Raw genomic sequence first — 26,766 nt, 5'->3', positions numbered from 1 at the left:
TTTCAGCCGCGGCGTCACCCGTTACAGGTTTTCGCCATTGCTGGCGATAACCTGCTGATACCAGTTAAAGCTCTTCTTCTTCGAACGGGAGAAATCGCCGCTGCCGTCGTCGTTTTTATTGACGTGAATAAAGCCGTAACGCTTATCGTACTGGCCGGTGGTGAAGGAGACGCAATCCAGGCAGCCCCACGGCGTATAGCCCATTAGCTCTACACCGTCGTAAGTGACTGCTTTTTTCATCTCTTCGATGTGGGCGCGCAGATAGTCGATGCGGTAATCATCTTCAATCACGCCTGCATCGTTTGGCTTGTCGATAGCCCCAAAGCCGTTCTCGACGATAAACAGCGGCTTCTGATAGCGTTCATAGAGTTCGTTAAGCGCGTAACGCAGGCCGACGGGGTCAATCTGCCAGCCCCAGTCAGAGGCTTTAACGTGGGGATTTTTTACCACGCCTTCGAAGCCGGTGATCGGGTCATCCACGCCGCTGGCATCGGTTTTCACTGCGTTACTCATGTAGTAACTGAAGCCGACGTAGTCTGCACAGCCCTGACGCAGCGTATCGGCGTCATCCGCTTCCATCTGGATCTCATAGCCTTTACGCGCCCACTCTTTCAGAGTGTAAGCCGGATAGTAGCCGCGCATCTGCACATCGCTGAACACGTAACGCTGATGCATCGCTTCCTGCGCCAGCACCACATCATCAGGATGACAGGAGAAAGGATAGACCGGCACCATGGCGATCATGCAGCCAATCTGAAAGTCAGGATTAATGGCATGACCGAGTTTCACCACCTTCGCGCTGGCAACAAACTGGTGGTGCATCACCTGATACATCGCCTGTTCCGGTTTCTCATGCTCGGTAAAGATCACGCCAGAGCAGCAGTAACCAAACAGCGGATATTGCCAGTTGCGCTGGTTATTGATCTCGTTAAAGGTCATCCAGTATTTCACTTTGTTTTTATAGCGATTCAGCACCACTTCGCTGAAGCGCACAAAGAAATCGACTACCTTGCGGTTGTGCCAGCCGCCATACTGTTTCACCAGGTGATAAGGCATTTCGAAGTGAGAAAGGGTGATGACTGGTTCAATGCCGTACTTCAGCAGTTCATCAAACAGATCGTCGTAGAATTGCAGGCCAGCTTCATTGGGCTGTTGCTCGTCACCATTCGGGAAGATGCGGGTCCAGGCAATCGAGGTGCGGAAGCATTTGAAGCCCATCTCGGCAAACAGCGCCACATCCTGCTTATAGTGAGAGTAGAACTCCACCGCCTGATGGTTCGGATAAAAGTTGCCGGGCTGAACGCCGTCAGTGATCACCCGATCGACGCCGTGTGAGCCGCCGGTCAGCACATCAGCGATGCTGACGCCTTTACCGCCCTGATCCCAGCCGCCTTCAACCTGATGCGCCGCAACCGCACCGCCCCAAAGAAACCCTTTTGGTAACTGCAATTCTGCACTCATGCTTCACTCCATTACGGATATTGAAATTGCAGTGAGTGTAGCAAGGCAATAATGAAAGTCACGATATAACAACGCGCCAGTAATGTGATCTGTTACAGCCAGAAAACAGCCTGTTTTATTTCCCTAGCTGGCGCCCAATCGCCTCGATAATATAGGTGACCGGCACCTGAGTGGTGATGTCATAATTATCGGCCATGCGGATGATCGGGACGTGGTAACAGAGGCTGAAATCACTCATTTTCGCCAGCGAGCAGCTCTCAGTGTTGGTTATAGCGATAAGTTTGCACTTATTTGCACTGAACTGGCTGGCAATACGCAGGATCTCTTCGGTCTCGCCGGAAACCGACAGAATAATCGCAATTGCATTTTCATACAGATCGGGGCTGACGGGATAATAGGGATCGTCAATCGCGTGGCTGAATTTACCGAGGTTAGAGAAGAAACGCGCGCCATATTTCGCCAGGCTGCCCGACGTTCCGACGCCAATAAAAAACACCCGCTCAGCCTGATTAATCTTTTGCGCCGCCTGGGCAATCAACTGGCCGAACTCGTCGTTATTAATACTTTTAAAAAAACTCAACATCTCATGGACGCTGGCGGTATTCACCTGCGGTGCACTCTGCTGCTCGGTTAACCGCAGCCGGATACGAAATTCTGACCAGCCTTCGCAGTGCATCTTGCGGCAAAAGCGTAGCACGGTGGTGGTGGAAACCGCGGCCTGCTCGGCCAGCTCGCGAATGGTCATATAACCAACACGTTCACGATGTTTGATGATGAACTGATAGACCTGCATTTCCAGGTCATTAAGGCGGGCGAGATCGCGGTGCGAAAACATGGATGGCTCATTGTACAGTTGACCAGCCGACAGTTTACCAGATTCATCGGCGGGTTTGACCGTTACAACGTTTCACAGATTATTTTCAGCGTACATGTGTACACCGAAAGCGGAGTTGGCTACTCTGATGGTCCTGTTTTCGTTATGGCTTCACTTTCAGGACACCTTATGACCACCACGCGTATCCCCTCGCCAGGCTATTCACTCTCCGAGGAAATTGCTAATAGCATCAGTCATGGGCTGGGCTGCCTGTTTGGCATTGTTGCCCTGGTTCTGATGCTCAACAAGGCGTTTGAGACCGGTGCAGATGCCACCGCCATCACCAGCTACAGCCTGTATGGCGGCAGCATGATCCTGCTGTTTCTCGCCTCAACGCTTTATCACGCCATTCCCAACGGCCGGGCCAGGCCCTGGCTGAAAAAACTGGATCACTGCGCCATCTATCTGCTGATCGCCGGCACCTATACGCCTTTCCTGCTGGTGGGCCTGAAGTCGCCGCTGGCATACGGCCTGATGGTGGTGATCTGGGGCCTGGCGCTGGCCGGTATCATCTTTAAGCTGACCATTGCCCATCGTTTCAAAGTGCTGTCGCTGGTGACCTATCTCTGCATGGGCTGGCTGTCGCTGATTGTGGTCTATCAGCTGGCGATGACGCTGGCACCGGGCGGCATCTGGCTGCTGGCCATCGGCGGTATCATCTATTCGCTGGGGGTGATTTTCTATGTGGCGCGCCGCATTCCTTATAATCATGCGATCTGGCACGCGTTTGTACTGGGCGGCTCTGTCTGCCATTTCTGTGCGATCTATTTTTATGTCAGTTAGCCAGGCGGAACGGGCTTCCGCCTGGCGACCATCAGAGCCGTGAAGCGAGCATATCTTCCAGCTTTTGCTGATCCACAGCGAACTGGCGGATGCCTTCCGCCAGTTTATCGACCGCCATTGGGTCCTGATTATGCAGCCAGCGGAATTGCGCTTCCGTCAGCGGAGAGGGTGGATTCGACACCGCCGTCGAAGGTGTTAACTGGCGCGTCACCGGTAGCGTGCTGCTTTCCAGGCTCTGCAGCAGATCGGGGGAGATGGTCAGTCGATCGCAGCCCGCCAGCGCCAGCACCTGTTCGGTTTTACGAAAGCTGGCGCCCATAATCACCGTCTGATAGCGGTGAGATTTGTAGTAGTGATAAATGTTGCGTACTGACACCACGCCGGGATCGCGCTGCGCATCGTACTCCGTCTCTGGATTGCGGCTCTGATGCCAGTCATAGATACGTCCGACAAATGGCGAAATCAGAAACACTCCCGCTTCGGCACAGGCCTGCGCCTGAGCAAAGGAAAACAGCAGCGTCAGGTTGCACTGGATGCCGTTGCGCTCCAGGGTTTCAGCCGCGCGGATCCCTTCCCAGGTGGCCGCCAGCTTGATCAGAATGCGTGAGCGATCAATCCCTTGCTCTTCATACATCCGCACCAGCTTTTCGGCTTTGGTGACGCACATGCCGCGATCAAAGGAGAGACGCGCATCCACCTCGGTCGAAACCCGGCCCGGCACGCTTTTCAGAATCTCCACCCCAAGGTTAACCGCGACCCGATCGCTGGCATTGATGATCTGCGTCTGTTTGCTGCCGCCCTGCGTGCGGGCGTCCTCAATCGCCTGCTCAATCAGTGGCTGGTAGCGGGGCAGCGTCGCCGCTTTCAGGATCAGTGACGGATTAGTGGTGGCATCCTGCGGGTGATAGCGACGTATCGCCTCGATATCGCCGCTGTCGGCCACCACGGTGGTGAACTGTTTCAACGCCTCTAAAGGGTTCATTTTCTGCTCCATAGTCAGACCCGCAGCGCCACGCCAGGCACACTTTTCCCTGCGAAAGCCGCGTCGCCTCTCTGGTGGTGTGGTAAAGGAAAGTCAGGCGGAGTCCGGTAACGGGCGGCTTCGCCTGATGAAAAAGCGCGGCTTACTTATTCAGGCTCGCCTGCTCGTAATAATCAATTTTATCGACTTTTGCGCTCGACCCACCGGCCTCAAACTCCGACGCCAGCCAGGCATTGACGATGCTTTTCGCCAGCTCCGGTCCCACCACGCGTGCGCCCATCGTCATCACCTGCGCATTATTACTTTTGCGGGCGCGCTCGGCCGAGAAGGTGTCATGGCACTGGGCCGCCCGGACGCCAGGGACTTTATTGGCCACGATCGCCACGCCAATGCCGGTACCGCACAGCAGAATGCCGCGCTGATATTTTCCCTGCTGGATTGCCGTCGCCAGCGCGAAGGCCACGTCCGGATACATCGGGCGGTCATTGCGGGCGTCATTGCTGTAATCCACCACTTCGTACTGCTTCTCTTCCAGATGACGTTTAATCAAGTTTTTCAGTTCAATCGCCGCATCATCGGCGCCAATCGCGATCGTTTTCATCGTCTTCTCCAGCCAGTTACCCGCTTAGCCCGCCACGCAATGACAGGCGTAAAAATGTTCAGCTTTAGCCTGACACATTTCTGTTCATATGTTCAATAGTATTTCATTTGTTTTACGCGGCGTCGCGGCGACTGGCTGCGCTGTAAGCGTGATTCTTCCCCGCCCGGCGCGGCATACCGGCAGGTTATCTGAAAATTGCGCTGAATTTAATTCATTTGAAGAGGATCACAGATCTCACCGTTGCTGTTGAGAGCTGCTCAATTATACGTGTACTGTTCATTTGTTCGAATAGTGATACCAATGTACAAGAAGACCCATTGAGGACTCGCACATGGATTACCCAAGCCCTGTTTTTTGCACCTGCTTCGACAATGCACCGCGTGCGTTGCCAACACCTGACACCACTTTTTATCGCGCCCAGACCGGAGGTGCGTCATGACCCGGACCACAATGACTGACGTGGAGCAATCCGCGATTCGTAAGATCTCCTGGCGACTGGTGCCGTTTGTCGCCCTGATGTTTTTTATCAACTTCCTCGACCGTACGGCGATTTCATTCGCCGGACCCAATGGCATGACGCAGGATCTCGGCCTGACCGCCGTGCAGTTCGGTCTCGCCTCCGGCATCTTTTTCATCGGTTATATCCTGCTGGAAGTGCCGAGCAATCTGGCGCTGCATCGCTTTGGCGCCCGTAAATGGCTGGCGCGCATCATGATCAGCTGGGGCATCGTGTCGCTGCTCTTTACCTGGGTCAGCAGCATTAATGGGCTCTATACCCTGCGCCTGCTGCTGGGCATTGCGGAAGCGGGCTTTTTTCCCGGCGCGATCCTCTATCTCAGCATGTGGGTGCCCGCACGCCACCGCAGCAAAATCCTGTCGCTGTTTTATCTGGCGCAGCCACTGACCGTGGTATTCGGCGCACCGCTGGCGGCATCCTTTATTGAACAGCATGGCCTGTTTGGCCTGGCGGGCTGGCGCGTGATGTTCCTCGGTGTCTCCATCCCGGCCATTCTGATCGGCATCGTGGCGCTGTTCTGGCTGGTGGATACACCGCGTCAGGCGAAATGGCTGACGGCTGACGAGAAAAACTGGCTGACCCGCGAGCTGGATGCAGAACATAAGACGAAAACCCAGACCGGACACCAGGGCGTGCGCAGCATTCTTGGCAATCGCCGCGTCTGGATGCTGTGTCTGATCTACTTCGGTTTTATCTACGGCCTCTACGCGCTGGCCTTTTTCCTGCCGACCATCATCGGCGGCTTCCAGCAGCAGTTCGGCACCACCTTCAATGTGATGCAGAAAGGATTGATCACCGGCGTGCCTTACCTGATTGCCGCGGTGGTGATGTTCTTCTGGTCCCGTGACGCCTCTCGTCGTGGCTGCAAAACCTGGCACATCGCGATTCCTGCGGTGACCGGTGGCATCAGCGTGCCGCTGGCGCTGTTCATGGACTCGCCTTTCACCACCATCATGGTGATTGCGATTACCGCCAGCTCTATCTTTGCCGCCTTACCCAATTTCTGGACGTTGCCGACGCAGTTTCTGACCGGCGCTTCGGCTGCGGCCGCCATCGCCCTGATTAACACGCTGGGCAATGTGGCGGGCTTCTCGGCGGGCTATATCACCGGCGCGCTGCACGATGCCACCAGCAGCTACACCGTACCGATGTTTGTGGTTGGCGGCTTCATGTTGTTGTCAGCAGTGCTGATGCTGTTGCTGAACCGTAGCCGCCAGCTTGAACCGACCTCTCTCGCACAGGAGCAATTACCATGACTTACCTGTTTAACCAGCCTTCCGCTTTTGCGGCTGAACTGATCGAAGGCTTCGTGGCCGCTAATGCCGATAAAGTACGTCAGGTGCCGGGCGGGGTGGTGCGCAACACCCGCAGCCAGCCGGGCAGCGTAGCGGTCGTGGTGGGTGGTGGCTCAGGCCACTATCCGGCGTTCGCCGGGTTGGTTGGACAAGGTCTGGCGCACGGCGCGGCGATGGGCAATCTGTTTGCCTCGCCGTCGGCGCAGCAAATTTATAATGTGGCGCGCGCTGCCAGTAATGGCGGTGGCGTGTTACTGATGTTCGGCAACTATGCCGGTGACGTGCTGCATTTCGGTCAGGCCTGTGAGCGTCTGCGCGGCGATGGGATCCCGTGCGAGATCCTGGCGGTCACCGACGATATTTCCAGCGCCGGCATCGACGAGATTGAGAAACGGCGCGGCGTCGCCGGTGATCTGACGGTGTTCAAAGTTGCCTGCGCCGCTGCCGAAGCGGGCCATCCACTGAAGCAGGTACTCAGGCTGGCGCAGCATGCCAATAATCGCACCCGTTCGTTTGGCGTGGCGTTTTCTGGCTGTACCTTACCGGGCGCGTCGCACCCGTTGTTCGAAGTGGAAAAAGGGCGCATGGCGCTGGGGCTGGGCATTCATGGCGAACCGGGTATCAACGAATCGGCCGTGCCGACTGCCGATGAGCTGGCCGAAATTTTCGTTAACCGACTGCTCAGCGAGCTGCCGCCGGGCATCAGCCAGACGGCGGGAGAGCGGGTTGCGGTGATCCTTAATGGCCTCGGCACGGTGAAATATGAAGAGCTGTTCGTGGTCTATCGCCGGGTGGCGCAGCTGCTTGAGGCGGCGCAGTTGCAGGTCATTGAACCGGACGTCGGCGAATTTGTTACCAGCTTCAATATGGCTGGCGCTTCACTGACGTTGATGTGGCTGGATGATGAGCTGGAAACCTTCTGGCGCGCCCCGGCCAATGCTCCAGCCTACCGCAAAGGCAGCGTCATCGTTGCCGAAGCGCTGGGGCCGGATGCGATGCTGGAGCAGGCGGAAGAGAGCCTGCCTGTCGCCAGCGCTGACTCACAGCAGAGCGCACAACAGCTGCTGCAACTGCTGGAGGCGGTAGCCACCATGCTGCAACGCAACGCCGAAAAACTGGGTGATATTGATGCGGTGGCAGGCGATGGCGATCACGGCATCGGGATGGAACGCGGCGTGCTGGGCGCGGTTGAAAAGGCGCGTGAGGTGGCGGCGCGAGGCGCGGGAGCCGGCACGCTGTTATGTCGTGCGGCTGATGCCTGGGCTGATAAAGCGGGTGGCACCTCCGGCGCACTGTGGGGCGTGGCGCTGACCGCCATCGGAACCGCCATCGGTGACAGCCAGACGCCGGACGCTGCACGCATTGCCCGTGGCGTGCGGCAGGCGCAGGAAGGGATTCAGCATTTCGGCAAAGCGCGGGTCGGCGATAAGACTATGGTGGATGTGCTGGTCCCGTTCAGCGACAGCCTGAACGCCGCCGTTGCGCGCGGTAGCTCACTGACCGAGGCCTGGTGCGAAGCGGCACGGGTGGCTGATGACGCCGCGCAGGCCACGGCGCAACTGCTGCCGAAAATGGGGCGCGCCCGGCCGCTGGCTGAAAAAAGCCTCGGCACGCCCGATGCAGGCGCGATTTCGCTGGCGATGATCGTCAATACCGTGGCCGATTTGCTGAAAGATCACGCCACCGCGGATCAGGGAGTCTGAGCATGTCACAACCTGTTCTGTGGCTGGGCGTCAGCCTGAAAATGTATTTTGGCTACCAGCAAACCCTCGACTGGTGCCACGACGTTGCCGCGCTGGCGCGGCGTCATCCAGCGATTCAGCGCGGCGATATCGGGCTGTTTGTGCTGCCCGCCTATCCGGCGATACCGGCGGCTGCCGCTATTTTTGCCGATACGCCGGTACGCGTTGGGGGTCAGGATGTCTGCCAGGCTGAAAACGGTGCCTGGACCGGTGAAGTCAGCGCCAGCATGTTGCAGGAGCTGGGCTGTTCGCTGGCGGAGATCGGTCACGCCGAACGCCGCCGCCATTTCCATGAAGATTCCGCGCAGATTGCCGCCAAAGTGGCGATGTCGCTCAGCCACGGCCTGACGCCGGTGTTATGCATCGGGGAAGCGCAGCAGGGGGAACCGTCGCAGGCGATCGCCCTGTGCCAGCAGCAACTGGGCGAGGCGCTGTCGCTGGCACAGCAGCAGGGTCTGACCGGCACGCTCTTTTTTGCCTGGGAACCGCAGTGGGCGATTGGCGCACCGCAACCGGCACCCGAAAGCTATATCCGCGCGGTGTGTGAAGGTGTGCGTCAGTTGCCGACGCCAGCAGGCATTTCTCTGCAGGTGATCTACGGCGGCAGCGCCGGTCCGGGATTGATTCAGCGGCTTGGCGGAACCGTGGATGGTCTGTTCCTCGGCCGCTTTGCCCACGCTCCTGCCGCGCTGGAGCAGATTATTGACGAGGCCAGCGTGCTGGCGGAGGAGTGTCACTCATGAGCCAGATCGGACTTAGCACCTACGCCTTTTTCTGGCGCATGTCAGAGCGGGTTCCGCAGCCGCTGACGCTGGAACAGATGCTGGAGCAGACCGCCGCACTCGATCTGTCGCTGTTCCAGATTTGCGATTATCCGGCAATTGAGAGCTGGTCGGATGCCCACCTGCAACGGTTGCGGCAGCAGGCGGATGCGCTGGGCATTACGCTGGAACTCGGCACTCGTGGGCTGGAGACGGCCCATCTGCAACGCTATCTGCAGATGGCGCAACAGCTCGATGCGCATGTTGTGCGCTCGATGTTTTACACCGCCAGCCATCGCCCCTCACTGGAGCAGGCGGCGCAGCTGATCGCCGACGTGCTGCCGGACTATGCGGAGCAGCAGGTCCGGCTCTGTCTTGAGACCTACGAGCAGGTCAAAACGGCGGATCTGATGTCCGTGATTAACCGCTTTCCGTCGCCGTGGCTGGGTGTCTGTCTCGATCCGGCCAACTGCGTCGCCGGGCTGGAGTTACCTGAGCAGGTCATTGCGCAGACCGCGACGCGGGTCGGCAATCTGCACATCAAAGATTTCGCCTTTACCCGGCGTGATGGCTGGGTCGGCTTTACCTATGCCGGCTGCCCGATGGGTGAAGGCTTGCTCGATTATGACCAGATGATCGCCAGCGTGCGTCCGGCCGAACGCGGCATTAACCAGATTATTGAACACTGGCTGCCGTGGCAGGAAGACGCTGCCACCACCTGTCAGCGTGAAGCTGAGTGGACGGCGCGCAGCGTGGAATTTTTACGTAGTAAACAAAATCGGGAGTAATAATAATGAATCAACTGAAAACCCTTACTGTGATTGGCGCCGGCGGCAAGATGGGCATGCGCATTTCAGCCAACTTCCAGAAAAGTGATTACCAGGTCTTTTACTGTGAAAATTCACCCGCGGCGCAGCAGCAGGTTACTCAACAGGGCCGTGAACTGTCGGATGCCGCCTCGGTGGTGCCGTTAAGCGACGTGGTGATCCTGGCGGTGCCGGATATTGTGCTGGGTAAGGTCTCTGAAGCGGTGGTGCCGCAGATGAAGGCTGGCGCGGTGCTGTTAACGCTCGATCCGGCCGCCGCCTATGCCAATCTGATCTTCCAGCGTGACGATATTGAGTATGCGGTGGCGCATCCCTGTCATCCATCGGTGTTCCTTGAGCGTTACACCAAAGAGGAGCACGCCGACGCCTTTGGCGGCATTGCCGCGATTCAGCACGTTGCCGCGGCTTATGAAGCGGGCAGCGAGGCGCAGCGCGCCGAACTCAGCAAGGTGATCAGCGTGATGTATGGCCCGGTGGAGCAGGTACACTGGGTGACTGTGACCCAGCTGGCCTATCTTGAGCCGACGCTGGTTGAGACCGTCGCCTGCATGGTGGGTGCCTTTATGAAAGAAGCGCTCGATGAAACGGTGAAGCACAGTGGCGTTCCGGAAGAGGCCGCAAAAGCGATGCTCTACGGGCATATTCAGATTGCGCTGGCGGTAGCGTTCCGCGCCACTAATCCGTTCTCTGATGCCTGCATGATCGCCATGGAATATGGACGCGAGAAGATTGTGAAGCCTGACTGGAAGCAGATTTTCGATCAGAAAGAGCTGGATATCGTGATTGCCCGGATGCTGAAAATCGACGCCATTCATCGCTAATCTGTGACACCACTACCGGCTCGCCGCCTCAATGCCTGGCGAGGTGAGCCGGTTCAATGGTATAAATTCCCTCCTGAAACGCCTGTGCTTAGTCAGGTAACTCACTGCGAGACAGATAACGCATGGAAAAACACACGCCTTCTCAGGACGCTGAACTGCTGACCGAAATCGCAGTCGCCTATTATCAGGACGAAATTACCCAGGAAGAGATTGCGCGTAAGTTTGGCATTTCACGCATCAAAGTCGGACGGCTGCTGAAGCGTGCCAGGGAAGAGGGCATTGTTGAAATCAACGTGCGTTACCATCCGGTATTCAGTACCCGGCTTGAGCAGCAATTGCTTGACCGCTTTCCCCGCTTACAGCGTGCGCTGATCGCGCTCGATCTGCAGGACAATGATGAGCAGCGGCGTCAGGTGGCGGCGCTGGTCTCCTCCTGGCTGGAGCAATCGCTAAAAGAAAACTCGGTGGTGGCCGTCGGGCAAGGGCGCAACGTGGCGGCGGTGGCCGATCATCCGGGCCAGGCGCCGACGCGTAACTGTCACTTCATCAGCGGTATCGGCGGCACTCACCGTCCCGGTGATGCGATTAACGCTGACCACATCAGCCGTCGGCTGGCGAAGAAGTTTGGTGGCATCAGCGAAACACTCTACGCTCCGGCCTATGTCGAAGATCGCTCGCTGAAAGCGGCGTTTATGCAGAACGGCACCATTAAAGAGACGCTGGATCGGGCGCGCAAAGCTGACTTCGCGCTGGTCGGCATCGGCGACATGAATGAAAACAGCTACATGGTTAAGTTAGGCTGGTTTACGCCGCACGAAATCATCGACGCCAGCCTGAATCAGGGCGTCATCGGTGATATCGCGGGCTACGACTTTTTTAATTCGCAGGGGCAGCACGTTGATACCGTGATGAACGATCGGGTGATTGGTCTGAGCATTGATGAACTGCGCAAGATCCCGTGCGTGATTGCCATCGCCTCGGAGAACACCAAAGCGATGGCGATTCTGGGCGCGTTACGCACCGGCGCTATCGACATCATTGCCACCACGGCGCAGAACATCCGCACCCTGCTTAACATGACGCAGAAAGCGGAGTAGCCGCCGCGCAGGCACGCAGCCTCTGCGGCGACGTGCCTGAGCCGTTACTCTTCCTGCAGCGAGTAGGGCAGCGGCTGAATGGTCAGATGACCGCCTTCATCACCCTCAACCCGCAGCACGCTCTCCGGCTCCAGATCGTTATTCATCACCACCTGCACCCAGCTGACTCCGTCATCCAGCTGCACCGCCGTCAGCACGCTGCCGGTACGTCGCCAGCGCTCACCCATCCGGAGTTCCAGCGCCGCATTGGCTGGCGGCAGATGGCTGGCCTGTCCCGCCAGCCAGTAGAGTGCGCGTTTGTTCGCGCCACGGTATTTGGCCCGCGCCACCATCTCCTGACCGGTGTAGCAGCCTTTTTTAAAGCTGATGGCGTCCAGCGCCTGCAGGTTGGTGGCCTGAGGAATAAACTGCACGCTGGTGGCGGGATCAATCACCGGAATGCCGGCTTCAATCTCCAGCGCCAGCCACTGCTGGCTGTCATTGAACTCGGCATCATCCGCCAGTTTCTGCTGCAGCGATTCCGCCTGGGCCAGCGAGGTCACGATCAGGAAACGCTCCGCCGGATGCGCAAACCACAGCAGCGTGGTTTCTCCCTGCTGCACCACCGGGGTTTCGCTGTCGGGCAACTGTTCAAACAGGTTGGCCAGCGCGGCGCGCGCCTGGAAACCGGCCACGCCCAGCAACACGGCCTCATCATCGGCCGCCAGCGTCACTTTCGAGAACACCGCATATTTCTTTAATTCGCTCAGCTGAGTGTCGCGCAGTTCACGACGCACCAGATAGGCATAACCTTCGCCGCGATGGAACAGGCGCAGGTTGCTCCACATCTTGCCTTTGGCATCACAGTGAGCGGCGGGCAGATGGTGAGCGGCATCCAGCGCGGCCACGTCCAGCGTCAGCTGACCCTGCAGGTAGGCGGTGCTGTCGGGGCCGAAGACGGAAACCAGCGCCCAGGCATCCAGTGACATCAGCGTTAACGGCAGACGGGACGAGGCAACAGGCTGGCGCGGCGGTAAAGTAAAGGTTGGCATGGAGATATCCTGATTAAGAAGGTTCATCCGAAACAATATCCTCAATGTTAAAAGAGCCGACTGGCAATGCAACCTGTTTACTGAACACGGCGCACAAATCGCGTGATAACCCTGAAAAAAGGCGGCCTGATGTGCGGCAGATCGCACAGCAGGCTGCGCTTCGCCTGCAGCCTGCGACAATCCAGGTTACACTAGCCGCCATGTTGTGAACTGTGGAAACTGACGCATGGATATCAATGATAAATCACGGATTCAGTGGGCCTGCCGCCGCGGCATGCTGGAGCTGGATGTGGCTATTATGCCGTTCTTTAAATATGAATATGACAGCCTGAACGACACCGATAAGCAGGTGTTTATCGCGCTGCTCAGGAGCGACGATCCCGACCTGTTTAACTGGCTGATGAACCACGGCGAGCCCAGCGATCCTGAGCTGAAGCGGATGGTTAACCTGATTCAGCAGCGCAACCGTGAACGCGGCCCGGTGGCAATGTAATCTGCAGCCGTCCCGCCTGGCGCCTATCCTGCTGGGCGTGTGGCTGGTGGTGGCGCTCTCCGGCGTGTTGCTGCTGCCCGTCAGCGGAGGGTTGATTAAGCTGACGATAGCGGGATTAGTGCTGGCTGAAGGCGGATGCCATCATCAACGGCTCCGTCAGCGGCGCGGTTCGCTTCAGCGCGAGAGTGCGCAAATCTGGTGCTGGCAGGGCGAACGCTGGCGGCCGACTCAGCCGCTGCGCTGGCTGCCGTTTGGCGTGTTATGGGTGGCGAAAAGCGAGCGGGGCAGAACCCTGCGCTTATGGCTGATACAGGACATGATGCCGCCGGGTGAATGGCGGGCGTTGCGCGCCCGCTGTTTCAGCGAGGCGCAGAGCGAATGAGCGCTGAAGCGGCTTTACCCGCTAAAGCCGCTCACCGGATAGGGATGTTTAGCGATTACAGCAGTTCGGCGGTCTCGGTTAATATCTGCTCACACCACTGTTCGACGCGTTCGTCGGTGACCTCAAACTGGTTCACATCGTCGAGCGCCAGACCGACAAACTGCTGGCCGTCGGCAGTGAGCGGTTTCGGGCTGGTGAACTCATATCCTGCCAGCGGCCAGTAACCGACAAAGCGCACGCCCATCGGCTGCAACAACTCATGCAGCATACCCAGCGCATCCAGGAACCATTCACCGTAGCCAATCTGGTCGCCCATGCCGTACAGCGCCACAATCTTGTTGCGCAGATTCAGGGTCGACAGTTGCGACCAGATCGCCTCCCAGTCTTCCTGTAACTCGCCGAAATCCCAGGTCGGAATCCCCAGGATCAGCAGATCGTACTGCTCCATCAGGCGCGGATCGTCATCTTTCACGTTGTGCAGGGTGACGAGCTCTTCGCCAATAAAATCGCGAATTTTCTCCGCTACGATTTCGGTGTAACAGGTACTGGAACCGTAAAAAAGACCGATTTTCATGCAGATAACACTCTGTAAAGACTGACTTTGGCGCAATTGTACCAGAAGCGCCGCTGAATCAGGCATAATGAGCATGATTTTACAGCGAACGGCGGGGATAACGTGCAAGACAGCGAACTGACTGAACAGTTTCTCGATGCGCTCTGGATTGAGCGCAATCTGGCGCAGAATACGCTCTCCTCTTATCGCCAGGATCTCCAGACGCTGACCAGCTGGCTGGCGCATCATAATCTGACGCTGCTCAGCGTGATGCCGCTGGATCTGCAGCAGTTTCTGGCCGAGCGGCTGGAAGGCGGCTACAAGGCGACCAGTTCCGCCCGGCTGCTCAGCGCTATGCGCCGCCTGTTTCAATATCTTTACCGCGAGAAGCTCCGGTCTGACGATCCCAGCGCGCTGTTATCGGCACCGAAACTGCCGCAGCGACTGCCGAAGGATCTCAGCGAGGCGCAGGTGGAGCGGCTGCTGCAGGCACCGAACATCGACATCCCGCTTGAGCTGCGCGACAAAGCGATGCTGGAGTTACTCTACGCCACCGGTTTGCGCGTTTCTGAGCTGGTGGGCCTGACGCTGAGTGATATCAGCCTGCGGCAGGGCGTGGTGCGGGTCATCGGTAAAGGCGATAAAGAGCGACTGGTGCCGTTAGGTGAAGAAGCGGTTTACTGGCTGGAGCACTATCTGGAGCATGGACGGCCGTGGTTACTCAACGGACAGACGCTGGATGTGATGTTTCCAAGCAATCGGGCGCAGCAGATGACGCGGCAGACCTTCTGGCACCGCATCAAGCATTACGCCACGCTGGCCGGTATCGACAGTGAAAAATTGTCGCCGCATGTGATGCGCCATGCGTTTGCTACCCATCTGCTGAACCACGGTGCCGATCTGCGTGTCGTACAGATGTTGCTGGGACACAGCGATCTCTCCACCACCCAAATTTATACGCATGTCGCCACCGAGCGCCTGCGTCAGTTGCATCAACAACATCATCCGCGGGCCTGATCTGCGGAAATAAGGAAAGAGATGAACAAGCATTTTGCCATGCTGGCGCTGTTAGCCAGCGCCTTTTCCGGTCTGGCACAGGCCGATGACAGCGCCATTCAGCAATCATTAAAAAAGCTCGGCTTAAATCAGACTGAGATTTCCCCGTCACCGCTGCCGGGCTTCAAAACCGTGCTGTCGGAGAGCGGCGTGCTCTACGTAACCGATGATGGCAAACATATGATTCAGGGACCGCTGTATGACGTCAGCGGCGCACAGCCGGTCAACGTGACCAATCAGCTGCTCGACAAAAAAGTCGAGGCGCTGGTGCCGGAGATGATCGTCTACAAAGCACCAAAAGAGCAGCATGTGGTGACGGTGTTTACCGACATTACCTGTGGCTACTGCCGCAAGCTGCATGAGCAGATGGCAGACTACAATGCGCTGGGGATCACCGTACGCTATCTGGCGTTCCCGCGTGAAGGGCTGCATGGCCAGATTGAAACTGCGATGAAAGCGATCTGGTGCAGCGCCGATCGTAACAAAGCCTTTGATGAGGCGATGAAGGGCGATGCGCCGAAGATGGCCGCGCCAGACAGCTGCAAAATCAATATTGAACAGCACTACAAGCTCGGAGTGCTGTTTGGCATTCAGGGCACGCCAGCCATCCTGACCGACAGCGGCATGATGATCCCGGGCTATCAGGGTCCGCAGGAGCTGAAGCAGGTACTGGATAATCAAAAGCGTGGTGGTTAATCGGTGGTAAAAAACGAAGTGGAACTGCGTCGTCGTGAAGTGACGGTTGAGGATGCGCTGCCGGCAACCCTGCCGCCGTTGCTGAAACGTCTTTATCTGCAACGCGGGGTACGGGACGCGGCGGAGCTGGAGCGCGGCGCGAAAAATCTGCTGCCGTTCCAGGCGCTGAGCGGCATTGATAGCGCAGTGACGTTGCTGCATCAGGCGCTGCTCGATGGTCGCCGCATTATGGTGGTCGGCGATTTTGATGCCGATGGCGCGACCAGCACCGCGCTGACGGTGATGGCGCTGCGCAGCATGGGCGGCAGCAACGTGCAGTATCTGGTGCCGAACCGCTTCGAAGATGGGTATGGGCTTAGCCCGGAAGTGGTTGAGCAGGCGCGCGCGCGCGGTGCGGCGATGATCCTGACGGTGGATAACGGGATTTCGTCCCATGCCGGGGTTGAATGCGCGCACCAGCACGGTATTCCGGTGCTGCTCACCGATCACCACCTGCCGGGAGAAACCTTGCCGGCCGCCGAAGCGATCGTTAATCCCAACCTCGCCGACTGCAACTTCCCCTCGCGCGCACTGGCAGGCGTCGGCGTCGCGTTTTATCTGATGCTGGCGCTGCGTGCGCATCTGCGCACCCTGGGCTGGTTCGGCGCAACCCGCAGCGAACCTAATCTGGCGGAGCTGCTGGATCTGGTGGCGCTGGGCACGGTGGCTGATGTGGTGCCGCTCGACGTCAATAACCGCATTCTGGTGTGGCAGGGACTGAGCCGGATTCGCGCCGGTAAATGCCGTCCCGGCATTCGTGCGCTGCTGGAGATCGCCAACCGCGATGCGCGCCAGCTGGCGGCCAGCGATCTGGGCTTTGCGCTTGGCCCACGGCTTAATGCCGCCGGGCGACTGGATGACATGTCGGTCGGGGTGGCGTTACTGATGACTGACGATCTCAGCCAGGCGCGGATGTTAGCCAGCGAACTGGATGCGCTGAATCAGACGCGCAAAGAGATCGAGCAGGGGATGCAGAGCGAAGCGCTGGCACTGTGTCAGGCGCTGGAGCGTGAGCAGAGCGACCTGCCGCTGGGGCTGGCGTTTTATCATCCGGAGTGGCATCAGGGCGTGGTCGGGATTCTGGCTTCACGCCTGAAAGAGCGCTTTCACCGTCCGGTCATCGCTTTTGCGCCCGCCGGTGACGGGACGCTGAAAGGGTCCGGCCGCTCGATTGCCGGTCTGCATCTGCGCGATGCGCTGGAACGGCTTGATACCCTCAATCCGGGCCTGATGCTGAAGTTTGGCGGTCATGCGATGGCGGCGGGCCTGTCGCTGGAAACGGAACGCTATGAGGAGTTCCGCCAGCGCTTTGCCGAACTGGTCGGCGAATGGCTGGATGGCGAATCCCTGCAGGGCATTATCTGGTCCGATGGTGCGCTGCAGCCGCAGGAATTTTCCCTGCAGACCGCCGAGATGCTGCGTGAAGCAGGTCCCTGGGGCCAGGCGTTCCCGGAGCCCGCTTTCGATGGCAAATTTAAGCTATTGCAGCAACGGCTGGTGGGTGAACGCCATCTGAAAGTGATGGTGGAGCCGCTGGGCGGCGGCCCGCTGATCGATGGCATCGCCTTTAATGTGGATACCACACTCTGGCCCGACACCAGCGTGCGTCAGGTTGAACTGGCCTACAAGCTGGATATCAACGAATATCGCGGCAACCGCTCGGTGCAGCTGATCATCGATCATCTCTGGCCGGTTAACTGACCTTAACCGACAGTCGCGCCTCGTCTGCGGGTGAAGAGGCGCGACACCTGCCCGGCATCGTGTCGCCGTTCCTGCTTTCCCTCCACCGATGCACGGTACGCCATACCGTTAATCCCCGCCGCGCCGCCACCGCATCAGCGCTACAAACTGTCGTCAGTTTCGGGTAAACTTATCCGTTAATTTTCCTCTCCATCGAACGCAAAAAAGACGCTAAAGCCATGTTTGAAATCAACCCGGTCAAAAACCGTATTCAGGACCTCAGTGAGCGCAGCGACGTTCTTCGGGGGTATCTTTGACTACGATGCCAAGAAAGAACGCCTCGAAGAAGTAAACGCCGAGCTGGAACAGCCAGACGTGTGGAATGAGCCGGAACGCGCCCAGGCACTGGGCAAAGAGCGCTCCTCGCTTGAAGCGATTGTTGACACGCTCGACCAGATGACGCAAGGGCTGGAAGATGTCCAGGGTCTGCTGGAGCTGGCCGTCGAGGCCGACGACGAAGAGACGTTCAACGAAGCGGTGGCCGAGCTGGATGGCCTTGAAAGCAAGCTGGGAGAACTTGAATTTCGCCGTATGTTCTCCGGTGAATACGACAGCGCTGACTGCTATATCGATCTGCAGGCGGGCTCTGGCGGCACCGAAGCGCAGGACTGGGCCAGCATGCTGATGCGTATGTATCTGCGCTGGGCTGAATCCCGCGGTTTCAAAACTGAAATTATTGAAGAGTCTGAAGGCGAAGTGGCGGGCATTAAATCTGTGACCATTCGCGTATCGGGCGACTACGCCTTTGGCTGGTTGCGTACCGAAACCGGCGTGCATCGCCTGGTGCGTAAGAGCCCGTTCGACTCAGGCGGTCGTCGTCACACCTCATTCAGCTCAGCCTTTATCTATCCGGAAGTGGATGACGATATTGATATCGACATCAACCCCGCCGATCTGCGCATCGACGTCTATCGCGCCTCCGGTGCAGGTGGTCAGCACGTTAACCGGACGGAATCCGCGGTACGTATTACCCACATTCCAACCGGCACCGTGACTCAGTGTCAGAACGACCGTTCTCAGCACAAGAACAAAGATCAGGCGATGAAGCAGATGAAGGCGAAGCTGTACGAGCTTGAGATGCAAAAGAAAAATGCTGAGAAACAGGCGCTGGAAGACAACAAGTCTGACATCGGCTGGGGCAGCCAGATCCGTTCTTACGTGCTCGACGATTCGCGCATCAAAGATCTGCGTACCGGTGTGGAAACGCGCAACACCCAGGCGGTGCTGGACGGCGATCTGGATCGATTCATTGAAGCTAGTTTAAAAGCAGGGTTATAAGGAACCGACATGTCTGAACAACAACCGCAGAGCGCTGACGCCGCACTTGAGTTAAACAACGAACTGAAAACGCGTCGCGAAAAGCTGAGCGCGCTGCGTGCCAATGGCGTGGCGTTTCCTAACGATTTCCGTCGCGATACGCTCTCGAACCAGCTGCTGGAAAGCTATGGCGAGAAGAGCAACGAAGAACTGGAAGAGCTGGGCATCGAAGTAAGCGTGGCCGGACGCATGATGACGCGCCGTATCATGGGTAAAGCATCATTCGTGACCCTGCAGGATGTCGGCGGACGCATTCAGCTCTATGTTTCGCGTGATGATCTGGCTGAAGGGATCTACAACGAGCAGTTCAAAAAATGGGACCTCGGCGATATCCTCGGCGCGCGCGGCAAGCTGTTCAGGACCAAAACCGGCGAACTGTCGATTCACTGTTCTGAGCTGCGTCTGCTGACCAAAGCCCTGCGCCCGTTGCCGGATAAATTCCACGGCCTGGCCGATCAGGAAACCCGCTATCGCCAGCGCTACCTTGATCTGATCGCCAACGACGAATCACGTAAGACCTTCAAAATTCGCTCGCAAATCATGGCCGGTATCCGTCAGTTCATGGTCAGCCGCGACTTTATGGAAGTGGAAACCCCGATGATGCAGGTGATCCCGGGCGGTGCCTCTGCGCGTCCGTTCATCACCCATCACAATGCGCTGGACATCGATATGTACCTGCGTATTGCGCCTGAGCTCTATCTGAAGCGTCTGGTGGTCGGTGGCTTTGATCGGGTATTCGAGATCAACCGTAACTTCCGTAACGAAGGCATCTCGCCACGTCATAACCCAGAGTTCACTATGATGGAACTCTATATGGCGTACGCGGATTACAAAGATCTGATTGAGCTGACCGAGAGCCTGTTCCGTACCCTGGCGCAGGATGTGCTGGGCACCACCGTGGTGCCGTATGGCGAGCATCAGTTCGATTTCGGCAAGCCATTTGAAAAACTGACGATGCGCGAAGCGATCAAAAAATACCGTCCGGAAACCGATCTGGCCGATCTGGAAGACTTTGATAAAGCGGTAGCGATTGCTGAATCGCTGCACATTAAAGTCGAGAAGAGCTGGGGCCTGGGCCGTGTGGTCACAGAGATCTTTGAAGAGACCGCCGAAGCCCATCTGATTCAGCCGACCTTCATTACCGAATATCCGGCTGAAGTGTCGCCGCTGGCGCGCCGCAACGACCAGAACCCGGAGATCACCGATCGCTTTGAGTTCTTCATCGGCGGCCGTGAAATCGGTAACGGCTTCTCCGAGCTGAATGATGCGGAAGATCAGGCGGAGCGTTTCCTGCAGCAGGTCAATGCCAAAGATGCCGGTGATGACGAAGCGATGTTCTACGACGAAGATTATGTCACCGCGCTGGAACATGGTCTGCCACCTACCGCCGGTCTCGGTATCGGTATCGACCGTATGGTAATGCTGTTTACCAACAGCCACACCATCCGTGACGTGATTCTGTTCCCGGCGCTGCGTCCGGGCAGCAAATAACCATCACGCATAATACCTGACAGACTGCACCCCAAAGGCGGAACTCCGCTGAGTAGGGTGCAGTTTTTTTATCCTGCGCCAAAAGTCTGACAGCTGTCACTCTTCCAGCCACTGCTTTTATCTCACCCGTTCGAATTCATTATCCTGACACACTCCGATACACTATTTTACAGCACTAGTCTTTTTCTCATTAACTCCAATTAAAATCCGCAAAGTTATGCTTTTTTAACAGACAGTTAAACTGGACCCTGCACTTTTTGCGTTCGCTTATACACCGCGCTTAATGGTAATAACGCGCGATCAATCGCTGACTTTATGCGCTAAATGAAACCTATACAAAAATAATTACAATTTAATTCTATGCGAATCAGAAAAAGAGATCATTGCTTTAGCGTTAATGAATGGTCTGATGATTTCATCCTGATTTTAGATTGAGTGTTATAAAAAAGGCTTATCTGAATGGATGCTGCTTTCGAAGGCCGATTAACCTAATTCATTAATACAGAAAGAAATTAAAGCGAATAATATCATCATGAAAAAATAAGATATTCGGAATTAAATAATAAACGCTCCAGATTGGTAATTAATGTTAATAATGAAATAGCACTTTTAGATCAAGATAAAAAATGGCAAAAAACATAGGATAAATTGCGAGTGAAAACTCAGGAGTAATTGTCTTTAAGTGGTGTCACCTCAAATAATAATAAACAATTCATAGGATGAATTAGATGAAGAATGAGATCTTTATTCTCGGTAATAACGAGATGTTAATGCTTGGATTAAATGAACTTACAAGGAATTTTACAGGTAAAAAGGGACTGTTCTCTGTCCGACGTGTCAGTCTGATTGAGCTTATGCATATAGATGCCAGCTATAAAACCAGGAAGAAACAGAGTATTGCTATCGTTCCTGCACATCTCAAGGACGTTATTCATATCTTTGCCGGTATGGAGCATATCAGGCTGGTCCCCAGCAATATCAGTTTGTTTGCATTCTCGTCGCTGCTTAGCGAAGTCGTGTTCTCTGATGCAGGCGCAAATCGGCCAGGATCGAACGATGCACTTTTCCTGACGGCGAAGGAGAGACGCTATTGTTACCTGGTCTACAATGGCATTTCGAATAAAAAAATCGCCTGCTATTTCCAGTGCACAGAGAAAAATATCAGCTATCTGAAAAGAAAGATAATGTCGAAGTGGCAATGCAAAAATAGCCTCGATTTCTACAAGACGATAAATTATTTTTACGGTGATAATGACACGATTTTTGGCTTAAACAGCGCCGGATAGCACGACCGCTTGCAAGCCTGAATGTGTGTTATAGGAAGCATGAACTGTAAAAAACAATGGAAGCGTAGAGCGCGAGCATAACCCAGGCGCCATCAACCTCATCATTACAGGCCTGGCCACATGACATCATGGCCAGCCTGATTCTCTCTTACTGCTGAACATCCTCTCTGACCGTTAACCCCTGATGCGCACTAAAGGCAGAATCCTTTCCGTCTCTGAGCGTAAAAGGCGATGTTGCCTGGCCTCAACTCAGATTGCCGCATGCTATGTTGCTACGCCGCTAAACAACGGACTTCGCCCTGTTAAGACGAGCTGACCTGCACGTCTGGCTGTAGCGCGCATCCTGTTATTCCTGAAAGAGCTCGCACTCAGCTGCCAAAAAAGTGCAATGAAACGCGGTGATTACCTTTTCATCCTGAACTGCTATCTCTGAATGCGTTATCAGCCCGGCTGAAACTGCGTCACCTCAACCGTACGGAAACCTCGTCTGATTATTAACGACCGTTTCGTCAGCGCATAGGCTGGCGCTCAGCATCCTGATCTCTTTGGTGCGACTTTACACTTCGTTCATAAACCCGAGCGTCCTTTTCCGGATAGCAGATACGGATGACTGGTGCTGAACCCTCGGTCTGACCAGAGGGAGTCTGTCTCTGACTTTTAGCTGATTGACACAAACGCCTGCCTTTGAGCTTTTATCTTCTACCTCTTTTTATGTATAAAAGAGCACGGAAGCGATCTCGCTATGCCACTTTCCTTGTTATGCTGAACATTAATGGTGCATCGGTCGGCCGTTAATTTCCCCCTGTAACCTGCGTTTCGGGAATACTCCTCTCATTAACGCCGCTTTCACGCTGAATAAAGCGTTCTTCATCGCGCGAAACCTCCTAAAAGAAACTAATCATCATTTAAATTTTAATTAACAACTTACCTCAATGAAAATACGGGTTTTTAGGCCTTTCAAGTCTCATTTGACAATGAAGTGGTTAGCCTGAATAGCATTGATTTGGATGATTCTCACTAAGATTGTTATTTCATTCTCTTTTTTGTAAAGGTATAAATGCCTCCGTCAGCAAGCGGGTAAAGAAATGTATAGATACATATACGAAGCCTTACTCCTGCACCGAATATAAACAAACATGGCTCATAAAAAATGGGTCGGTTTTTTTATGTAACAACGCGAAGTGTACGCATAAGTAAATAAATTTAATTTAAGGATGATATAAATGAAAAAGATTCAACTGGCAATGATTATGGGTATGGTTCTGGCAAGCGGCAGCGTATTTGCAGCGGATCAGGGTCACGGTACTGTGCAATTCAAAGGCGAAATCATTGACGCACCTTGCTCAATCACTGCTGATACTGTTGAGCAGACTGTTGACCTGGGTCAGGTTTCAAGTTCAGTGCTGGCTAAAGGCGGCAAATCTTCACCTAAAGCATTCAACATCAAACTGGAAGATTGTACGATCACTACCCAGAAAACTGTAACCGCTACCTTCACCGGTAAAGGCGCTACTTTTGATACCACTTCTTCACTGCTGGCTCTGGCTGGTTCAGCTGCAGGCGCAGGTATCGCTATTACTGATGACAACAGCAGCGTCATTAAGCTGGGTACTGCGAGCACCCCTTACAACTTAACTACCGGCACGACTGAAGCTGAACTGCGTTACTCTGCTTACCTGCAGGGTGCAGCTGATAACACCGCTACCCCAATTGTTCCTGGTGAATTCACCAGCGTAGCTAACTTCACTTTAGCTTACGAATAATAGTCTGTATTTAATAAACAGGCGGTTCGCCGCCTGTTTATTTATTCAATGCTTCACGCATTATGAATTTAATAAGCACCGGGTGACGATTAATATGAGAATTTTTTTAATCTCTCTATTTTCCCTTGCGGTACTGAGCCAGTTTTCGGTAGCGAATGCCGCCGGGCAGGGACATGGTAAAGTACAAATGCAGGGAATGATAATAGATACGCCCTGTGCCATTTCGGCTGAAAGTCTGGACCAAAGTATCGATCTGGATGTTTTACCTGTGAGCACCATAGTCAATGAAGGTGTCGGACCTGCGCAACCCTTTACCATCAAACTCAGTAATTGCTCACTGGAATCCTCACTTAAAAACAAAAATGACTGGTCAAAGTTTTCCATTGCATTCGATGGAAATACGACTAATGGAGACCTGTTCAGTACGAGTGGTGAGGCCAATGGCGTAGGTCTGCAGATTTCTGATAAAGCCGGAAATATTGCCGTGCCAGGACAGGCTATGCCTGAGAATAGTATTACACCTGGCAGTATGACAATAAATTATAACTTACGTTTAATGGCAGACCAGAATACAGTTCGGGCTGGCAACTTCCAGAGCACTATACGCTTCAGAATGGATTATTACTGATGAAGGGATCTCATAAAAATTTACCCCTGCCAATAATAACAAGTAAAATACGGCCACTGGTTGTCAGTATAATATTGGCTCTGGGAACGAGTTCTTACGCAAGAGCCGCAGGTAATCAGGATATACAGTTCAATACAGACGTACTGGATGTAAAAGATCGCGAACACATTGACCTGAGCCATTTTGCCCGTGCCGGATATGTGATGCCGGGTAAGTACCATATGATGCTGCGGGTCAATCGCCACGAATTTAATGAAATTGATGTGGTTTTTCAGGTTCCGGCCAACGATCCTAAAGGCAGTGAACCCTGTATTACGCCAGAGATTGCTAACCAGATTGGCCTCAAAGATAAAATGAAAGGGCAGCTCGTCTGGCTGAATAACAATACCTGCTTAGATATTTCTTCGCTGCCGGGTGCCCAGGCAACGGGTAATCTGGCGGACAATGCGCTCGATATTTCGATCCCGCAAGCCTATATCGAATATATCGCTGACAACTGGGATCCCCCGTCACGCTGGGATGAAGGCATCCCAGGCGGCATACTGGATTACAGTGTTAACGCCAGAAATAGCCGCACCTCGGATGTGGGAAAAAATGAGCAGGATGTCAGTGGTAATGGTGTGGTCGGCCTTAATGCCGGACCCTGGCGCCTGCGCGGCGACTGGCAGGGCTATTACAACCACACAACGGGATTAAAAGAACCGTCTCAGCATACGTTACGCATGAGTCGCTACTATATGTATCGGGCTATCGGCGCGCTGCGGGCCAAGCTCACCCTGGGGGAAAACTATCTCTATTCAGATATTTTCGATAGTTTTCGTTTCACCGGGGCGAGCCTGGTATCTGACGACAGTATGCTGCCGCCGAACCTTCGTGGTTATGCGCCGGAGGTCAGTGGTGTCGCAAAAACGGACGCTAAGGTCACGGTTTCACAACAGGGACGGGTTATCTATGAAACCCAGGTACCCGCAGGGCCGTTTCGTATTCAGGATCTTAGCTCTGCTGTTTCCGGTACCCTGGATGTGCAGATTAAAGAGCAGGATGGCAGCGTTCGAACCTTTCAGGTCAATACCGCGAACATCCCTTATCTGACGCGTCCTGGCATCGTTCGCTACAAGATGGCATTAGGTAAACCTTCTGACTATCTGCGGCACAGTCGTGGTCCGAATTTCGCCAGCAGTGAGTTTTCCTGGGGGATCAATAATGGCTGGTCGCTTTATGGCGGGGCGATCATTGGCGGTGATTATAATGCGCTATCCACCGGGGTGGGACGTGATCTGCTGGCGTTTGGCGCACTCTCGGTCGATGTGACTCAGTCCCGGGCGCGTTTGCCGGATCAGGGCAACCTGACGGGTGAATCTTATCGTCTCAGCTATTCGAAGCGCTTTGAAGAGATTAGCAGTCAGGTTACTTTTGCCGGCTACCGCTTTTCCGAACGTAACTACCTGAGCATGTCTCAGTACCTTGACTTACGTTACCTTGGAAACAGCAATGGGCAGGGCAAAGAACTGTACACGATCACCTTCAATAAACAATTTGAAGATTTGGGTCTTAGCGGTTATTTAAACTATAGCCATCAGACTTACTGGGATCAGCCTGCCAACGACAACTATACGATGTCTCTGGCAAAGTACTTTGATTTTATGCGTCTTAAAAATCTGAGTATTAACCTGACGGCGTACCGGTCAGTTTATGATCACGCTAATGATGATGGCGCTTATCTGACGCTTAGTATTCCCTGGGGGAATACCGGTTCAATAAGCTATGACAGCCAGTATTACAACAGTAAAACATCGCATACGGTCAGTCTTTATAATCGTATCGACAGTAACAGTAATTATCAGCTTAGTACGGGCATTGATTCAAACAGTGACGGCAATGTCAGTGGTTATTATACCCATGATGGCGACCTGACGAGTATGACTGCCAATGCCAGCTATAGCAGTAACCAGTATAATTCTTTTGGTGTCTCTCTGCAGGGTGGGGTAACGGCCACCGGTAATGGGGTTGCGTTACACCGCATCGGCACATTAGGCGGAACACGAATGATGCTGGATACCGGTGGGGTGAAAAATGTTCCGCTGGTAGGTAACGGCGGTGTCAGCCACAGTAATATGTTCGGTAAAGCAGTCATCAGCGATCTTAATAGTTATTACCGCAGCAGCGTTCGGGTTGACCTGGATAAACTGGCCGATAATGTCGATGCACCTCGCTCAGTCGTGCAGTCCTCATTAACCGAAGGCGCTATTGGTTACCGTAAATTAGGCATCGTTGCCGGGCAGAAAGCGATGGCGATTGTGAAACTGGCTGATGGTTCCTCACCTCCGTTTGGCGCGACAATTGAAAATAAAGATGCTTATCAGACGGGTATTATTAATGATGATGGCAGCGTCTGGTTGACGGGAATTAATGCCGGCGAAGTGATGAAGGTGAAATGGGACGGTAAAGAGCAGTGCCATGTCACTTTGCCTAAGGTATTACCCCCATTAACCAGTGCATTACTGCTTCCTTGCGAATAAAGCAGCGCTGA

At 54.9% G+C, this 26,766-nt stretch carries 24 protein-coding genes; 18 read left to right on the top strand and 6 right to left on the bottom strand.

Annotation, left to right across the window (positions count from 1 at the left end):
- Positions 1–21: 21 nt before the first annotated feature.
- Both ACX3P5_RS15055 and ACX3P5_RS15050 read right to left on the bottom strand, forming a co-directional pair.
- A complete protein-coding gene (locus tag ACX3P5_RS15055) occupies positions 22–1,461 on the bottom strand; it encodes a 6-phospho-beta-glucosidase (protein WP_233987200.1) in 1,440 nt (479 codons plus the stop codon).
- A gap of 115 nt (positions 1,462–1,576) precedes the next feature.
- On the bottom strand, positions 1,577–2,296 hold the full coding sequence (locus ACX3P5_RS15050; RefSeq protein WP_336756468.1) for a MurR/RpiR family transcriptional regulator: 720 nt from the start codon (positions 2,294–2,296) through the stop codon (positions 1,577–1,579).
- 168 nt (positions 2,297–2,464) lie between these two features.
- Here ACX3P5_RS15050 and trhA point away from each other — a divergent pair, with 168 nt between their 5' ends.
- Entirely contained in the window at positions 2,465–3,118 is a 654-nt protein-coding gene (gene trhA / locus ACX3P5_RS15045) for a PAQR family membrane homeostasis protein TrhA (protein WP_336756466.1), read from the top strand.
- 31 nt (positions 3,119–3,149) lie between these two features.
- On the opposite strand, the gene tal is transcribed toward trhA, so the two are convergent.
- Positions 3,150–4,100, bottom strand: a complete 951-nt coding sequence (gene tal / locus ACX3P5_RS15040) for a transaldolase (RefSeq protein WP_233987203.1) — start codon at positions 4,098–4,100, stop codon at positions 3,150–3,152.
- A gap of 142 nt (positions 4,101–4,242) precedes the next feature.
- Positions 4,243–4,701: a ribose 5-phosphate isomerase B gene (gene rpiB / locus ACX3P5_RS15035; RefSeq protein ID WP_064703550.1), complete on the bottom strand. Its 459-nt coding sequence runs from the start codon at positions 4,699–4,701 to the stop codon at positions 4,243–4,245.
- A gap of 435 nt (positions 4,702–5,136) precedes the next feature.
- On the opposite strand from rpiB, the gene ACX3P5_RS15030 reads away from it, so the two are divergent.
- The 6 genes from ACX3P5_RS15030 (at position 5,137) to ACX3P5_RS15005 (ending at position 11,761) form a co-directional block, all read left to right on the top strand.
- A complete protein-coding gene (locus ACX3P5_RS15030; protein WP_233987204.1) occupies positions 5,137–6,474 on the top strand; it encodes an MFS transporter in 1,338 nt (445 codons plus the stop codon).
- Positions 6,471–8,216 (top strand): dihydroxyacetone kinase family protein, encoded by a 1,746-nt coding sequence (locus tag ACX3P5_RS15025; RefSeq protein ID WP_458968941.1) that lies wholly within the window; start codon positions 6,471–6,473, stop codon positions 8,214–8,216. Before ACX3P5_RS15030 ends, ACX3P5_RS15025 begins: the two co-directional genes overlap by 4 nt.
- 2 nt (positions 8,217–8,218) lie before the next feature.
- A complete protein-coding gene (locus tag ACX3P5_RS15020; RefSeq protein ID WP_458968940.1) occupies positions 8,219–8,998 on the top strand; it encodes a triose-phosphate isomerase family protein in 780 nt (259 codons plus the stop codon).
- Positions 8,995–9,804, top strand: a complete 810-nt coding sequence (locus ACX3P5_RS15015; RefSeq protein ID WP_458968939.1) for a sugar phosphate isomerase/epimerase family protein — start codon at positions 8,995–8,997, stop codon at positions 9,802–9,804. Before ACX3P5_RS15020 ends, ACX3P5_RS15015 begins: the two co-directional genes overlap by 4 nt.
- A gap of 2 nt (positions 9,805–9,806) precedes the next feature.
- Positions 9,807–10,664 (top strand): phosphogluconate dehydrogenase C-terminal domain-containing protein, encoded by an 858-nt coding sequence (locus ACX3P5_RS15010; protein ID WP_233988127.1) that lies wholly within the window; start codon positions 9,807–9,809, stop codon positions 10,662–10,664.
- A 122-nt stretch (positions 10,665–10,786) separates the two neighbouring features.
- Positions 10,787–11,761 (top strand): sugar-binding transcriptional regulator, encoded by a 975-nt coding sequence (locus tag ACX3P5_RS15005; RefSeq protein ID WP_458968938.1) that lies wholly within the window; start codon positions 10,787–10,789, stop codon positions 11,759–11,761.
- Between the two features lie 44 nt (positions 11,762–11,805).
- Here the strand turns inward: ACX3P5_RS15005 and ygfZ are convergent, their stop codons facing one another.
- Complete coding sequence (gene ygfZ / locus ACX3P5_RS15000; protein WP_458968937.1) at positions 11,806–12,792, bottom strand: tRNA-modifying protein YgfZ; 987 nt, start codon at positions 12,790–12,792, stop codon at positions 11,806–11,808.
- 226 nt (positions 12,793–13,018) lie between these two features.
- Here ygfZ and sdhE point away from each other — a divergent pair, with 226 nt between their 5' ends.
- Positions 13,019–13,285 carry an FAD assembly factor SdhE gene (sdhE, locus tag ACX3P5_RS14995; protein WP_233987210.1) on the top strand — a complete coding sequence of 89 codons (267 nt, stop codon included), beginning with the start codon at positions 13,019–13,021 and terminating at the stop codon, positions 13,283–13,285.
- A complete protein-coding gene (locus ACX3P5_RS14990; RefSeq protein ID WP_458968936.1) occupies positions 13,260–13,667 on the top strand; it encodes a protein YgfX in 408 nt (135 codons plus the stop codon). Before sdhE ends, ACX3P5_RS14990 begins: the two co-directional genes overlap by 26 nt.
- A 55-nt stretch (positions 13,668–13,722) precedes the next feature.
- On the opposite strand, the gene fldB is transcribed toward ACX3P5_RS14990, so the two are convergent.
- Positions 13,723–14,241 (bottom strand): flavodoxin FldB, encoded by a 519-nt coding sequence (gene fldB / locus ACX3P5_RS14985; RefSeq protein ID WP_233987212.1) that lies wholly within the window; start codon positions 14,239–14,241, stop codon positions 13,723–13,725.
- A gap of 102 nt (positions 14,242–14,343) precedes the next feature.
- Here fldB and xerD point away from each other — a divergent pair, with 102 nt between their 5' ends.
- The 9 genes from xerD to ACX3P5_RS14940 all read left to right on the top strand — a co-directional run bounded on the left by xerD (position 14,344) and on the right by ACX3P5_RS14940 (position 26,755).
- On the top strand, positions 14,344–15,237 hold the full coding sequence (gene xerD, locus ACX3P5_RS14980) for a site-specific tyrosine recombinase XerD (protein ID WP_336756449.1): 894 nt from the start codon (positions 14,344–14,346) through the stop codon (positions 15,235–15,237).
- A 21-nt stretch (positions 15,238–15,258) separates the two neighbouring features.
- Positions 15,259–15,972 (top strand): bifunctional protein-disulfide isomerase/oxidoreductase DsbC, encoded by a 714-nt coding sequence (gene dsbC, locus ACX3P5_RS14975; protein ID WP_094120918.1) that lies wholly within the window; start codon positions 15,259–15,261, stop codon positions 15,970–15,972.
- Positions 15,973–15,975: 3 nt separating this feature from the next.
- Positions 15,976–17,712, top strand: a complete 1,737-nt coding sequence (recJ, locus tag ACX3P5_RS14970) for a single-stranded-DNA-specific exonuclease RecJ (RefSeq protein ID WP_458968935.1) — start codon at positions 15,976–15,978, stop codon at positions 17,710–17,712.
- A 218-nt stretch (positions 17,713–17,930) separates the two neighbouring features.
- Positions 17,931–19,029, top strand: a protein-coding gene (gene prfB, locus ACX3P5_RS14965; RefSeq protein WP_233987215.1) for a peptide chain release factor 2 whose coding sequence is annotated in 2 segments (ribosomal slippage) — positions 17,931–18,005 and positions 18,007–19,029 — 1,098 coding nt in all. Because the reading frame shifts where the segments join, the coding sequence is not laid out codon by codon here.
- Between the two features lie 9 nt (positions 19,030–19,038).
- The gene (gene lysS / locus ACX3P5_RS14960; RefSeq protein WP_233987216.1) at positions 19,039–20,559 is read left to right on the top strand and encodes a lysine--tRNA ligase; all 1,521 of its coding nucleotides are present in this window, start codon (positions 19,039–19,041) and stop codon (positions 20,557–20,559) included.
- A gap of 728 nt (positions 20,560–21,287) precedes the next feature.
- The gene (locus ACX3P5_RS14955; protein WP_458968934.1) at positions 21,288–21,845 is read left to right on the top strand and encodes a helix-turn-helix transcriptional regulator; all 558 of its coding nucleotides are present in this window, start codon (positions 21,288–21,290) and stop codon (positions 21,843–21,845) included.
- A gap of 1,223 nt (positions 21,846–23,068) precedes the next feature.
- On the top strand, positions 23,069–23,608 hold the full coding sequence (locus tag ACX3P5_RS14950) for a fimbrial protein (RefSeq protein ID WP_233987218.1): 540 nt from the start codon (positions 23,069–23,071) through the stop codon (positions 23,606–23,608).
- A 94-nt stretch (positions 23,609–23,702) separates the two neighbouring features.
- The gene (locus tag ACX3P5_RS14945) at positions 23,703–24,236 is read left to right on the top strand and encodes a fimbrial protein (protein WP_233987219.1); all 534 of its coding nucleotides are present in this window, start codon (positions 23,703–23,705) and stop codon (positions 24,234–24,236) included.
- The gene (locus ACX3P5_RS14940; protein ID WP_458968933.1) at positions 24,236–26,755 is read left to right on the top strand and encodes an outer membrane usher protein; all 2,520 of its coding nucleotides are present in this window, start codon (positions 24,236–24,238) and stop codon (positions 26,753–26,755) included. The genes ACX3P5_RS14945 and ACX3P5_RS14940 overlap by 1 nt, the downstream gene beginning before the upstream one ends.
- The last annotated feature ends 11 nt before the right edge of the window (positions 26,756–26,766 follow it).

It is taken from the genome of Pantoea sp. S-LA4, from assembly GCF_054482835.1.
The sequence above is the reverse complement of the archived record's forward strand: the minus strand, read 5'-3'. Positions and strand labels throughout refer to the sequence as shown.